The 11,870-nt window shown below is 68.1% G+C and carries 12 protein-coding genes and 1 pseudogene; 3 read left to right on the forward strand and 10 right to left on the reverse strand.

Translation table 11 applies throughout. From position 1 onward, the window contains the following. Position 1 precedes the first annotated feature (1 nt). The 6 genes from nqrF to BMZ25_RS19070 are packed head-to-tail and all read right to left on the reverse strand — an operon-like array spanning position 2 to position 5,330. Positions 2-1,225, reverse strand: a complete 1,224-nt coding sequence (gene nqrF, locus BMZ25_RS19045; protein ID WP_092696231.1) for an NADH:ubiquinone reductase (Na(+)-transporting) subunit F — start codon at positions 1,223-1,225, stop codon at positions 2-4. Beyond that, positions 1,222-1,836, reverse strand: coding sequence for an NADH:ubiquinone reductase (Na(+)-transporting) subunit E (gene nqrE, locus BMZ25_RS19050; protein ID WP_092696232.1), 615 nt, complete (start codon positions 1,834-1,836; stop codon positions 1,222-1,224). The genes nqrF and nqrE overlap by 4 nt, the downstream gene beginning before the upstream one ends. Beyond that, entirely contained in the window at positions 1,833-2,498 is a 666-nt protein-coding gene (locus BMZ25_RS19055) for an NADH:ubiquinone reductase (Na(+)-transporting) subunit D (RefSeq protein ID WP_092696233.1), read from the reverse strand. Before BMZ25_RS19055 ends, nqrE begins: the two co-directional genes overlap by 4 nt. 3 nt (positions 2,499-2,501) lie before the next feature. Further along, complete coding sequence (locus BMZ25_RS19060; RefSeq protein ID WP_092696234.1) at positions 2,502-3,296, reverse strand: Na+-translocating NADH-quinone reductase subunit C; 795 nt, start codon at positions 3,294-3,296, stop codon at positions 2,502-2,504. Continuing rightward, on the reverse strand, positions 3,283-4,065 hold the full coding sequence (locus tag BMZ25_RS19065; protein ID WP_092696235.1) for an RnfABCDGE type electron transport complex subunit D: 783 nt from the start codon (positions 4,063-4,065) through the stop codon (positions 3,283-3,285). Before BMZ25_RS19065 ends, BMZ25_RS19060 begins: the two co-directional genes overlap by 14 nt. Next, positions 4,062-5,330: a Na(+)-translocating NADH-quinone reductase subunit A gene (locus BMZ25_RS19070; RefSeq protein WP_092696236.1), complete on the reverse strand. Its 1,269-nt coding sequence runs from the start codon at positions 5,328-5,330 to the stop codon at positions 4,062-4,064. Before BMZ25_RS19070 ends, BMZ25_RS19065 begins: the two co-directional genes overlap by 4 nt. A 166-nt stretch (positions 5,331-5,496) precedes the next feature. Between BMZ25_RS19070 and BMZ25_RS19075 the strand changes: the two genes are divergently transcribed. Then, positions 5,497-6,675, forward strand: coding sequence for a cytochrome c3 family protein (locus BMZ25_RS19075; RefSeq protein ID WP_143071575.1), 1,179 nt, complete (start codon positions 5,497-5,499; stop codon positions 6,673-6,675). 102 nt (positions 6,676-6,777) lie between these two features. Here BMZ25_RS19075 and BMZ25_RS19080 read toward each other — a convergent pair whose 3' ends face one another. The 4 genes from BMZ25_RS19080 to BMZ25_RS19095 form a co-directional block, all read right to left on the reverse strand. Continuing rightward, positions 6,778-7,110 carry a YegP family protein gene (locus BMZ25_RS19080; protein WP_092696237.1) on the reverse strand — a complete coding sequence of 111 codons (333 nt, stop codon included), beginning with the start codon at positions 7,108-7,110 and terminating at the stop codon, positions 6,778-6,780. Positions 7,111-7,277: 167 nt separating this feature from the next. Beyond that, complete coding sequence (locus BMZ25_RS19085) at positions 7,278-7,703, reverse strand: glyoxalase superfamily protein (protein WP_092696238.1); 426 nt, start codon at positions 7,701-7,703, stop codon at positions 7,278-7,280. Next, on the reverse strand, positions 7,700-8,032 hold the full coding sequence (locus BMZ25_RS19090; protein ID WP_092696239.1) for a hypothetical protein: 333 nt from the start codon (positions 8,030-8,032) through the stop codon (positions 7,700-7,702). The genes BMZ25_RS19085 and BMZ25_RS19090 overlap by 4 nt, the downstream gene beginning before the upstream one ends. 298 nt (positions 8,033-8,330) lie before the next feature. After that, entirely contained in the window at positions 8,331-9,590 is a 1,260-nt protein-coding gene (locus tag BMZ25_RS19095) for an MFS transporter (RefSeq protein ID WP_092696240.1), read from the reverse strand. 220 nt (positions 9,591-9,810) lie between these two features. Here BMZ25_RS19095 and BMZ25_RS19100 point away from each other — a divergent pair, with 220 nt between their 5' ends. Next, the gene (locus BMZ25_RS19100) at positions 9,811-11,412 is read left to right on the forward strand and encodes a sodium:solute symporter (RefSeq protein WP_092696241.1); all 1,602 of its coding nucleotides are present in this window, start codon (positions 9,811-9,813) and stop codon (positions 11,410-11,412) included. A 173-nt stretch (positions 11,413-11,585) separates the two neighbouring features. Then, positions 11,586-11,676: pseudogene (locus BMZ25_RS20590) on the forward strand (hypothetical protein); the annotation flags it as partial. Between the last annotated feature and the right edge of the window lie 194 nt (positions 11,677-11,870).

An 11,870-nucleotide genomic window follows, 5' to 3' on the forward strand; every position in this document is an offset into this window, starting at 1 on the left:
GTCACGCTCCGAAATCGTCGTAGAAGATGAACAGCGGCTCGACGCCGAGCCTTTCCAGCGTCGCCAGGACCGCCGAGATCATCACAGGCGGCCCGCAGAGATAGTATTCGCATTCCTCCGGGGCGGGGTGCCGGGACATCTCGGCCCACAGAACCTCGTGCACGAACCCCGTCGCGCCGTGCCAGCGGTCGCCCGGCGCTGGCTCGGACAGCGCTGGGGTCCAGCCGAAATTGTCGTGGCGGGTAGAGAGCGCCGTGAACTCGTCGGAATAGAACAGGTCGGCCGCCGAGCGCGCGCCGTAGAAATATCGGATGTGCCGCTGGGTGCCGTGTCCGAGTTCCTGGTGGATCATAGCCCGCAGGGGCGCCATGCCGACGCCGCCGCCGACGAAGACCATGTCGCGCCCGGTGGGCTGGACGTGGAAGTCGCCGAACGGGCCCGACAGCGTGATCGCGTCGCCCGCCTTGAGCGAAAACAGCCAGGACGAGACGATGCCCGGCGGAACCGTGTCCTCGCGCCCGGCGGGCGGCACCGCGAGCCGGATGTTGAACACCGCGCGCCCGGCATCTTCCGGGCGGCTGGCTAGCGAATAGGCCCGCGTGACCTCGGCGTCGGAGGCGACGCGCATCTCCCGCCAGCCCGAAATCTCCCACGCGTCCGCAAAGGCGGTGGGCACGTCGAGCGAGCGGAAGTCGAGTCGGTAGGGCGGTGCCGTGACCTGCATGAAGTCGCCGGCGCGGAACTCTGTCGGGTGCTCCTGCGGAAGATCGACGACGATCTCGCGGATGAGCGGCGCGAGCATCCGCGTGGACGCGACGGTGCAGACGACCCCGCCTCCGGCGGACAGAATGTCGTCGGGCACGCGGACCGCGCAGTCGCCCCGCAGCCGGGTCTGGCAGGCCAGACGGACATGGGCGCGCCGGTCGGAGGCGGACAGCACGCCGCGCTCGGTCGCCTGCGGTGTGCCGGCGCCCGCGCCGGTGACGGTCACGCGGCACAATCCGCAGGTGCCCGACCCGCCGCAGGCGGCCGGGATGCCGATCCCGGCGTCGTGCAGCACGCCCAGAAGCGTGGCGCCGCGCCGGGCGGCCAGATGCACGGCGTCGTTGACCGACACGTCCAGCCCCGTATCGGGCAGGAGGCGCCGCCGCAGGAGGAGAAGCCCCGCGCTCATCCCCACGACGAGGACGACGATCACCGCGCTTCCCAGCAGGACCTCCATCATTCCGCCGCCGCCATCTGTGCGAACGCCGCGAATCCCAGCGACATCAGGCCGGTCAGAACGAAGGCGATGCCCAGGCCGCGCAGGCCGGCCGGCAGGTCAGCGTAGGCCAGCCGCGTCCGGATCGACCCGAGCATCGCGACGGCCAACGCGAACCCCGCGCCGCTGCCCAGGCCGAAGACCGCGGACTGCGCGAGCGTGTAGCTGCGCTCGACCATGAACAGGCTGCCGGCGAGGATCGCGCATTGCACGGTCAGCAGTGGCAGGAACACCCCGAACGCCGCGTGGATCGCGGGCAGGAAGCGGTCGAGCAGCATCTCCAGCAGCTGCACCGACGCCGCGATGACGCCGATGAACGCGATCAGCGACAGGTAGGACAGGTCGATCTCGGGCAGGCCGGCCCAGGCCCAAGCGTCGGGGGCGAGCAGGTAGGTATAGACGAGGTGGTTGAGCGGCACCGTGACGCCGAGCACGCCGGTCATCGCCACTCCGAGCCCGAGAGCGGCCTCGGGACTGCGGGAGAGCGCCAGGAAGGTGCAGAGGCCGAGGAACAGTGTCAACGGCATGTTGTCGACGAAGGCTGCCGACAGGAACAGCGCACCCAGCCCGGTCATTCCGCCGGCTCCGTGCGCAGCGGCGGCGTGTGCTCTGGCGCTTCGCTCTGCTCGGGCAGGACGCTGCGCAGCGCCCAGACGAGCAGCCCGAGAAGGAAGAAGGCCGACGGCGCCAGCAGCATCAGGCTGAGCGGTGTGAACCATCCGCCCTCGTCCACCAGCGGCAGGACGGTCGCGCCGAAGAGCTCGCCCTTTCCGAAGAACTCGCGCACCGCCCCGACGAAGACCAGCACCAGCGAATATCCAAGTCCGTTACCGAACGCGTCGATCATCGCCGGCAGGGGGGCGTGGTGGCGGGCATAGGCCTCGGTTCGGCCGAGCACGAGGCAATTGGTTGTAATCAGGCCGACATAGACGGACAGCGCGCGGCTGATCTCGGCGAAATAGGCCTGCAGGACCTGGTCGATCACGATCACCAGCGAGGCGACGATCACGATCTGGACGATCAGGCGGATGGTGTCGGGGATGTGCCGGCGGATCGCGCTGACCAAGCCGGCGGCAAGGGTGAGCACCACGGTGAGGGCCACCGACATGGTCACCGCCGTCGCGAGCGTCGTCGTCACCGCGAGCGCCGAGCAGATCCCGAGGATTTGCAGCGTCACCGGATTCTGCCGGATCAGCGGATCGGTGAGGGTGCGCCAGGGGTCGGTCGTTCGGGCCATCGCTCAGAACTCTCCCCGGTCGATCGCGCCGAGCAGCGGCCCGTAGCCATCCGGCCCCAGCCAGAAGCGCACCATCTGTGTAACGCCGCGCCCGGTACGGGTGGCGCCGGTGATGCCGTCGACCTCGTGCACGTCCGAGGCGGGGCCCCGCGCCACGCGGAACCGCATGTCGCCGCCCTCGTCGCGCAGTTCGGTGCCCGGAAAGCTCGACCGCCACGACGCCTCTTGGATGCGACCGCCGAGGCCGGGGGTTTCCGAATGGCCTGTGATTGCGATGCCCGCGACGGTGTTCATGTCGCCCTTGAGCGCCAGGATCGCGTCGATCCGGCCTCCGTAGCCCTGTCCGCTGAGGGGAAGCAGCACGAGCGACACGTCGTCGCCGTCGCGCAGGAGGTAGATCTGCGCGAAGTTCGGGCGGTGGCCGAGCCCAGCGAGGTCCTGCGCCGGGTCCAGCGCGGTCCAGTTGCCGGGATCGCCCAGGGCGGCATCGAGCGTGGCGGGTGTCACCTCGGTCGCGGCGCGGCTGCGGTCGAGGTCGATGACGACGGTGGACAGCGTGCCGCCGGATTGTTCGAGGAGCGCGGCCATGCCCGGTATGCCCTCCACCAGAGCCGCGATCCGGGCCTGTTCCTCGGCGGCGCGGTTGGCCGCCTGTATCGGGCGCAGCAGGACCGTTGCGCCGCTGACCAGCGCGGCGCAGACCGCCGAGACGAGAAAGGCCACGAGGATGGTCTTGGCGCGGCTCTCGTTGGGCAGGGCCAAGAGGCGGCGCAGGGGGTTCCACTCACGTCCGGCCATGACGCCTCTTGCGGGCGGCGATCCATAGCGCCAGCGCGGCATCGTCCAGCAATGGCGCGGCCAGTGAGGCGAGAAGTGCCGCCGCGACGGCAACCTGAACCGGCGCGGCCCCGGTCCACCCGGCAGAGAACAGCACGACGAGCGCCCCGTAGAGCGCGCCATTCAGCCAGCGCCCCAGTGCGGTCGTCGCGCTGGTGACCGGGTCGGCCAGCAGCAGGACCAGAGCCACGCCCGCTGCGAGTAGCACCGGCTCGGGCAGCAGGCCCGCAAGGCTGGCGGCGGCGCCCACGACCGCGGCTCCGGCAAGCAGCGCCGCGGGCATGATGCCGGTCGCCATGCCGATCAGGGCCGCCGGGATCGCGGCCCAGGCGACGGGGTCGTCGAAGCCGGGCCAAGCGAACGCCGGAAAGCCGAAACCGAGGAACGACAGGCTCACGGTCGCGGGGTTCACGACGTTCCGGCCCCAGCCGCCGAACACGAGCTCTCCCATCACCACGCCGAAACTGATGCCGAGCGTCATGCGGAACACGCCCAGTCCCTCGGGCGCCAGCATCGCGATCGCCAGCGCCGTGATCAGGGCGGACAGTGACGGCGCCTGCGCGCGCGCCAGCATGAAGACGAGGTGCCAGATGGCGACGACCAGCACGGCGAGACCGAGCCGCGCGAGCGCTTCCGTGCCTCCGTGACGGAGCCAGAACAGGGCCAGCGGCAGATATGCGGCCAGCAGCAGCAGGGCGACCGTCTCGCGGTTCCACAAGCCCCGGATCATGGAGCGAACTCCGCCTGGATGCGGTCGAGCATGGCGCGCAACTGTGCCTTGAGATGGCCGCCCTCGCTCAGCACGTAATCGGCCAGCGCGAGGTCTTCTTCCAGGAGTGACAGGATGCCGAGCCGCATCGCGGTCTCCTCGTCTCCGGCGCCCAGGGCGCGGATGAACGGCGCCGCCGGCAGTGCGGCCCCAAGCGCCTGCGTCAGCGCCGCCGTCGGGATGGCCGGCGCGCCGCGCGTCGAGGTGTCCAACGCCGCGACCAGCCAGTGCCGACCGGGCCGGGCGGGCGCCCTGGGCATGACGGTGATCTGGCGATGCCTCGGCGCGAGCCAGCGCGCCACGTGGCCGTCGAGTGGCGAGCCAGACATCAGCACATGCTGCCCCGGCGCGACGATCCGCCGGGTGAGCTGGCGCAGGTCGGCGCCCGGATGCGTTCGGACGCTGTGCCCTTCGATCAGCGCCGCGCCGGCGATGCGGACAAGCCGCGTCATCGGCAGCATGCCGGTCCGGAGGAGGGCGCCGAGCGCGGCCGTGTCCTCGGCATGGAGGTCCCAGACCGGCGCCTCGATCCCGGCAGGACACAGGTGATGGATGCAGATGCCGGCCGAGCCCTGCGGGTGACGCCTGCCACGGACGGCGAGCCTTGCGCGCCCGTTTGGCAGGGCGGGCCAGGACGGGGACCTGTCGCCTTGCGCACAGACCATGACCGGTCCGTCCGTCAGTCGCGCGAGCGCCGCGAGTCCGAGGGACAGATCCTCTTCTCGCCCGTCAAGTGCATGGCGCGGATCGGGAGCGCCGGGCCGCGTGTCGGTCGCCATGACGACGATCGCGGCGGGCGTCTCGTCGGCGGACGGCATGCCGCCGAACGGCCGCCGCCGCACCCATTGCCACACCCCCGCGGACTGCATCAGGCGCCGCAGACCGGCAACGCTGTGGGCCAGTTCCGTGTCGTGCCGTTCGACGGCGTCCCCGTCTTCGCGGTAGATCACGATTTCGGACAAGTGCCGACCGGGAAGCAGGACGATGCTGGCGACGTGTCCCGCGATCGGCGCCACGAACTTGATCTCGGGAGAGTGCCTGAGGCACGCGACGGCGCCGCCCTGCGAGACCCGGTCGCCTTCTTGCACGAGAGGCGCCACGTGAAGGGCGCGGCCCACAGGGGGGCAGACCGCGGCCTCTTCGGTGATTACGTCGAACACGTCGGGGGAGTCAGGGGGCGAGGGAAAATGCGGCGCAAGCCCCGCTCCGGTTCCGAGAAAGCCCATCCTGTCCCCGTTCGCCTGTGCCGTTCCTGGCGCCCTGCGCACCCAACAGGCGTGACGCTAGCACCGGCTCCGGGAGGCCAGACATGATCTACATCAATGCCACCCGGGGTACCTCGGACCATCCTTTGCACAGATCGTCGAACCCCCGGACAGGAGCCGACACGTCATGCCGTTGCCCCTCTTTCCGAAGCCGAGCTGCCTTATCCTCAGCGCGGGCCTGGCCGCACTGGCGTCGGCCGCTTTCGCCCAGACGAGTTCCGGCGCCGAAGAGGCCGGGGTAGGGGACGCGGTCGTGCCCTTCGCTCTGCCGCAATCGGGGCCGTTCGAGCCGGCGGACATCGAGATCGAGAACGATCAGGCCATCGCCGACTGGTTCCGGTCGGCCCATGCGAACGCGGCGGCCGAAGCGTTCCGGCATTGGGACGACGAGGGGCAGGTCAACGCCGCCTGCGCCACCTGCCATTCCGGCGAGGGCTTTCGCGATTTCCACGGCCTCGACGGGTCCGAGGCCGGGGTTGTCGATGGCGAGATCGACGTGGGCGGCGTCGTCGATTGTGGCACCTGCCACAATGCGGGTCTGTCGGAAGTGGAAGAGGTCACGTTTCCAAGCGGCGTGGTGCATCCGGTGCAGGGCGTCGAAGCGTCGTGCCTCACCTGTCACCAGGGCCGGTCGGCCGGCAAGGATGTGGCGGACACGATCGCCGATCGCGCCCTGGACCAGCCCGATCCGGAGCTGCGCTTCATCAATCCCCACTACGCGACAGCGGCGGCCACGTGGCTCGGCGGCTATGGCGAGGCGGGATACCAGTACGACGGCCGGGACTACTCCGGCCGCTTCTTTCACGCACGGCCCGTCGAGAGCTGCAATTCCTGCCACGACCCGCACACGCTGGAGGTCGGGTTCGAGCCGTGCCTGACCTGCCATCAGGCCGACAGCCCGCAGGACATCCGCATCGCCCGCCAGAGCTATGACGGCAGCGGGGATACATCGGTCGGTATCCGCTCGGACATCGAGGCCAATGCCGATACGCTGATGCGGATGATCCGCGACTACATGGACGAGGTCGCGGGCGCCCCCGGCATCTACGACGGCACCCGCTATCCGTATTTCTTCTCGGACGCGAACGGCGACGGGGCCATCGACATGGATGGCGGCGAGCCGGTGGTCTACGGCGCGTGGACGCCGCGGAGCCTGCGCGCGACCTTCAACTGGAAGCTCGTGACCGCCGATCCGGGCAACTACGCCCACAATCCGCAGTATTCCCTCGAACTGCTCTACGATTCCATCGCGGATCTCAGCGATCCGCTGGGCATCGACATGGAGGAGCTCGATCTCCTGCGGTAGCCGGACGGTTTGACATCGGGCGGCGGGTCGGTCGCCGCCCCTGTCGAGACGGGTCTGCAGATGGCGCGCTTTCGGAGGCGACCGGATCTGGTGACGAGCGCCTCAACCCATCTCCTCGACGGTCGCCTCGGGGGCTGTGGACATGACCGCAGCGATGCCGTTGTCGCGGGTCGAGACGCTTTCGTAGCTTTCGCTGGTCCCGACGACCTGTCCGTTAGTGGCCCTGAGATTGAACCGGTACTTGCCGTCCGACGTCTCGGTCCGTTCGAACTGCATGTCCTTGGTGGCGTTCCTGCGGACCGAGGCGATCCCCTTAGTCGCGCTGGGCTTTCGCTTGTAGCCTTCGCTGACGAGAATGATCCGGCCGTTGCCGGCCTTCAGACGGAACCGGAACTCTCCGGCCCGGTCTCTGTAGAGTTCGAACTTTCCAGCCATTGTCCCCGTCCGTGCGAATCCGGCCCCGTGACGGGAGAGGAGTATCCGTCCAAACCCGCGCGGCGCCAATACATAACTGGTTCAGGTGCAGTGATCCGGGGGGTAGCCGACTGGACGCGCCGGGCGACAGCCCGGCGCGACAGGGTCGGGTCTCTGCATGGCCCGCGCTACGCCCTTTCCACCGTGAGATGCGGCTTGCCGTCCGACGTCCTGCGATGGCTTCGGTTCTCTTGGTTGAGCGTGCCGCGAAGGCGGTGGCGCCAGTTCGAGAAGCTGTCGAACCGAACGACATCGACCGGCTGATCGAGCGCGATCTCGACATGGCGGTGGCCCGCTTGCCCCGAGAGGCCGACGATCTCGCCGCTATAGGCCTGGCCCAGATAGCGGCCGGTCACGCGGTCCCCCAGCGCGAGCTCCGGTGGTGCGTTGCGCTGGACGAGCCGGGCATGCAGCGTGTTCCAGTCCCGCGCGCCGTGCTGGCGGGCGATGAGCTCGAGCGCCTGGGCATGGCTGACGACCGTGCCCCTGGCTTGCAGAGCCTGCCGGAGCGCCTTTGCCTGCGCCTTGATGGTATCGAGGGTGGGCTGTGTCATGTTGCCTCCTTGGCGGAAGCCCTCGCGGGAACGGGATCCACCGCACGGTCCCGAAGGACGATCGTGGATGCCAACAGCAGGAGCGCGGCGGCCGCGGTCGGAAAGGCGAGCCATGGGCCATCGTCGCCTGCCACGGCGTCCAACGAGATGAGAAGCGCCGGCGTCAGCAGCCACGGCATGAGCAATGTCGGCGCCGCGATCTGCACGCGAAGCCGACCGCCCGTCGACATGACCACCGCCTTGGGCGCGGGCGTCGACAGGAACAGTGTCCCGATGGGACGGGTCAGAAAGGGGGTGTCACTTGGGGTCGGGTCATGTCCGACAGACATCGTTCACTCCTCCGGAGAGGCATTTCGGATCGGGAGGGAGCCTGCATTGCCCACCTTCGAAATGCTTCGGGGGTGAGATGTCGTCTTGCTCCGGGCTTCACCGTGACTTGCGTCCGCAGGCGGCAGGTGCCCGGCACCTTGCCTGCTCGATACGAGCAAATCTCGCAAAAGGCAATACGGAGAGGGGGACAGTTCTCTGCCGCGCGACGGCAAGGTGGATCAATGCTGGTTGCAGCCGGGGCAGGGCTCTGAGGTATCGGACGAACGCGGAAATGTCCCGAGCGGATCGGGGCGGTCTCTACCGGGTGTCGTTGGCCGCGCCTTCCTCTTCTGCCTGCTCCGCCGCCCAGGCACCGGCCGCCTCGACCGCCACGGGCGACGCGGTGGGGACCACGCCGAGGTAGCTCTCTTCACCACCCCCCGTCGCACGCTGGGTCATGCGGAACAGGGCGTAGAGCGCGATGGCCGTAAAGGTCGCTCCGAGCACCAGCCAGAAGGCGAAGGGACCGAGGCGGTCCATCGCTGCACCCGCGGCCAGCGGTCCCAGGATCGCGCCGACGCCGAAGGTCAGGACCAGTCCGCCGGACGCCGCGGGCATGTCCTCGGGCGACAGGGCGTCGTTCGTGTAGGCGAGGAACAGCGCGTAGAGCGGTGTGGTCACGCCACCCGCCAGGAAGGCGGCCGCCATCAGGGCCCAGAGCACGTCGCCGGCCGTCCAGGCCAGCCCGCAGCACACCGCGCCCAGGACGGCCGCGCCGAAGATCAGCTTGCGCCGGTCCATCCGGTCGGAGAGCCAGCCGATCGGGTATTGCAACACCAATGCGCCGGCAAAGAGCATCGCCACGAAGAGCGAGATCTGGGCCGCGGTCATGTCGATCTGGGTGCCGAAGACGGCGCCCATGCCCGACTGCGTCGCGTATACGCCCCCGAGAAAGAATATCCCCACCGTGCCGAGCGGTGAGCCCCTGAAGAGGTCGCGCAGCGGCATCGGCCGTGCGACCTGCGCCGCCGGCACCGGCGAAACCGACAGCAGGATCGGGGCGAAGGAGACGGAAACGAGAATCGAGGCGCCGATGAACAGCGCCGAGGTGGCGGCGTCGCCGAGGTTCAGTAGCGCCTGCGCCCCGATGATGCCCAGCGTCTGCGCGATCATGTAGGCTGCAAGCACCTTGCCGCGGTTCTCGTTGGTGGAGGCGTCGTTCAGCCAGCTCTCGGCCGTGACGTAGATGCCGGACATGCAGAAGCCGATCAGCAGGCGCAGGACGGTCCAGGACCAGGGATCGGTCAGCAGGGGAAACGCGATCAGCCCGGCCGACATGAAGCTGCCCAGGGCCGCGAAGACACGCACGTGTCCGACACGACGGATCAGCACCGGACCGAGCCGCGCGCCCGACAGGAAGCCGGCGAAGTAGCCCGAGGTGATGATCGAAAGCTCGGCGGCCGAGAACCCTTCGATGCCGCCGCGAAGGCCGATCAGCGTGAAGTGCATGCCGTTGCCCAGCATGATCAGCACGATCCCGAGCAACAGCGGCCAGACGCCGGACAACACCTGGTTCATGACATCTCCTCGCGCCAGGGGCGGGAGTGCCGCCACGGTCCGTATAGGTGCACATCCTTCGATATGTCCTGTCAATCGGGCAAAGAGCCCCGTGGAAAGTCCTGCCCGCGGACCCGCCGCCGGCCCGGGGTCATCACGGGGAAGAAACAATCCGATCGGTCTCGGCGTTGGCACGCAGCTCTAGCCTTGCAAAAGAGAAGACCGAGCGGGGACAGTTCGCATGGACGAAGCCAAGTTCGACCTGCACCTGATCGACTACGCCATCGTGTTGATCTACTTCATCGGGATCATCGCACATGGGCTGTATGTTTCCCGAAAGAGCGGTTCGGGCGCCGATGACTACTTCCTCGCCGGACGCACTCTCCCTTGGTATCTGATCGGCTTCTCGCTCTTCGCCTCGAACATGTCGGGCTCGAGCTTCGTGGGCCTGATGGGCGGTGCCTATGACAACGGCGTCGTCATCTACAATTACGAGTGGACGGCCGCCTTCGTCCTGATCCTGTTCGCGATCTTCATCCTGCCGTCCTACCTGCGCGCACGGGTTTCGACGGTGCCGGAATTTCTCGAGGCGCGATACGACGTCCGGGCGCGGCGCGCGTTCTCGATCTTCACGATCCTGGCCATCCTGTTCATCGATTCCGCGGGGGCGCTCTATGCGGGCGGGCTCGTGATCTCGAACGTCACAGACTACCTGAACCTCTGGACCGCGGTGTCGGTCCTGGCGCTGGTGGCCGGGCTCTACACCATCCTCGGCGGTCTCTCGGCGGTGGTGGTGACCGACACGGTGCAGGCCGTTTTGCTCATCGTGGCGGCCGCCGTGCTGTTCTGGCTCGGCCTCGACGAGATCGGCGGCTGGCAGGAGATGTTCGCCGACGTGGAGGACACGAAGCAGCACCTCATCCTGCCCGCAAGCGACGATTTCCTGCCGTGGACGGGGATCTGGGGCGTGATCCTGCTCGGCTTCTACTACTTCGCCATCAACCAGTTCGTGGTTCAGCGCACGCTGGGGGCCAAGGATCTGCGGCAGGGCCAGATCGGCGCCGTCTTCGCCGGCTTTCTCAAGCTGCCGAACCTCTTCCTGCTGATCCTTCCGGGTCTCATCGCGCTCAAGCTTTATCCGGACCTCGAGACGCCTGACCTCGCCTTTCCGACGCTGGCCTTCGAGTTGATGCCGATCGGCCTGAGAGGCCTCATCATGGCGGCGCTGATCGCGGCGATCATGTCCTCGCTCGACTCGGCCATGAACTCGGCCTCGACCCTCGTGGTGAAGGATTTCGTCCTGCCGTTCCGCGAGATCTCGGAGGCGCGGCAGGTCTGGCTGGGTCGGCTGGTCACCGGGGCGGTCATGGTGTTCGGCGCCGTCTACGCCCCGATGATCTCGAACTTCGAGAGCCTCTTCGGCTACTTCCAGTCCTCGCTGTCCTACGTGGTGCCGACCATCGTCGTGGTCTACATCGCCGGTCTCTTCATTCCCTGGCTCAACGGCAACGGCGCCTTCTGGACGATCATCTTCGGCCTCGTCGTCGGCGTGCCGCTGTTCATCGCCAAGGAGGTCACCGGCGCTTGGGAAAGCCTCGGTCTGCCCGAAATCCACTACACCATCATGTCCTCGATCATGATGGCCGTCGGGATCCTCCTGCACGTGGGGATCTCGGCCGCCACGCGAGGGTCGGAAAAGGAGAACATCCGTGATCTCGTCTGGTCCGCGGACGAGGCCAGGGAGGCCTTCCTCACAATCGAGCGGCCGTTCTGGACATCGAGGATCCTGTGGTCCGCGCTGCTGTCCGTCTGCCTGATCGGGGTGATCATCTGGTTCTGGTGATCGCCGCACGGGCCGTGACCCGGTTCGATCCGGGTCCGGCCGCGCGGTCTCCAGCGACATGACACCGCGCGGAACGGACACAGCGCGCGCGGCGCTGCCCCCCCCCGAAAATCGGACACTGACGTAAGCTACAATCTGAGGTCATCTTGGTCTTCGAGAAGGAGATGGACGAGATGGCGAAGAGGAAGCGGCACGCGGCTGCGTTCAAGGCGAAGGTGGCGCTTGAAGCGCTGAAGGGCGAACGGACGGTGGCCGAGCTGGCCGCGAGGTTCGAGGTCCACCCGACGTTAATTCACCAATGGAGCGAGCCATAGTCCGCCATCGGTCCGAGGACGATGGCGAGCGCACTGCTGGAAGGTGCGTCCGGCGTGTTCGAGAAGGGCGCGGTGAACAAGGTGCCCGAGGTCGATGCCGATACGGTGCGCGATTTGCACGCGAAGATCGGGGAGCTCGCAGTC

Origin of the sequence: Tranquillimonas rosea (genome assembly GCF_900111315.1) — a bacterium.
GTDB lineage: Bacteria > Pseudomonadota > Alphaproteobacteria > Rhodobacterales > Rhodobacteraceae > Tranquillimonas > Tranquillimonas rosea.

What these genes read in the sequence shown, in the direction of transcription:
- nqrF (WP_092696231.1), bottom strand. Translation starts at nt 1,225, where the DNA reads ATGATGGAGGTCCTGCTGGGAAGCGCGGTGATCGTCGTCCTCGTCGTG.
- nqrE (WP_092696232.1), bottom strand. Translation starts at nt 1,836, where the DNA reads ATGACCGGGCTGGGTGCGCTGTTCCTGTCGGCAGCCTTCGTCGACAAC.
- BMZ25_RS19055 (WP_092696233.1), bottom strand. Translation starts at nt 2,498, where the DNA reads ATGGCCCGAACGACCGACCCCTGGCGCACCCTCACCGATCCGCTGATC.
- BMZ25_RS19060 (WP_092696234.1), bottom strand. Translation starts at nt 3,296, where the DNA reads ATGGCCGGACGTGAGTGGAACCCCCTGCGCCGCCTCTTGGCCCTGCCC.
- BMZ25_RS19065 (WP_092696235.1), bottom strand. Translation starts at nt 4,065, where the DNA reads ATGATCCGGGGCTTGTGGAACCGCGAGACGGTCGCCCTGCTGCTGCTG.
- BMZ25_RS19070 (WP_092696236.1), bottom strand. Translation starts at nt 5,330, where the DNA reads ATGGGCTTTCTCGGAACCGGAGCGGGGCTTGCGCCGCATTTTCCCTCG.
- BMZ25_RS19075 (WP_143071575.1), top strand. Translation starts at nt 5,497, where the DNA reads ATGCCGTTGCCCCTCTTTCCGAAGCCGAGCTGCCTTATCCTCAGCGCG.
- BMZ25_RS19080 (WP_092696237.1), bottom strand. Translation starts at nt 7,110, where the DNA reads ATGGCTGGAAAGTTCGAACTCTACAGAGACCGGGCCGGAGAGTTCCGG.
- BMZ25_RS19085 (WP_092696238.1), bottom strand. Translation starts at nt 7,703, where the DNA reads ATGACACAGCCCACCCTCGATACCATCAAGGCGCAGGCAAAGGCGCTC.
- BMZ25_RS19090 (WP_092696239.1), bottom strand. Translation starts at nt 8,032, where the DNA reads ATGTCTGTCGGACATGACCCGACCCCAAGTGACACCCCCTTTCTGACC.
- BMZ25_RS19095 (WP_092696240.1), bottom strand. Translation starts at nt 9,590, where the DNA reads ATGAACCAGGTGTTGTCCGGCGTCTGGCCGCTGTTGCTCGGGATCGTG.
- BMZ25_RS19100 (WP_092696241.1), top strand. Translation starts at nt 9,811, where the DNA reads ATGGACGAAGCCAAGTTCGACCTGCACCTGATCGACTACGCCATCGTG.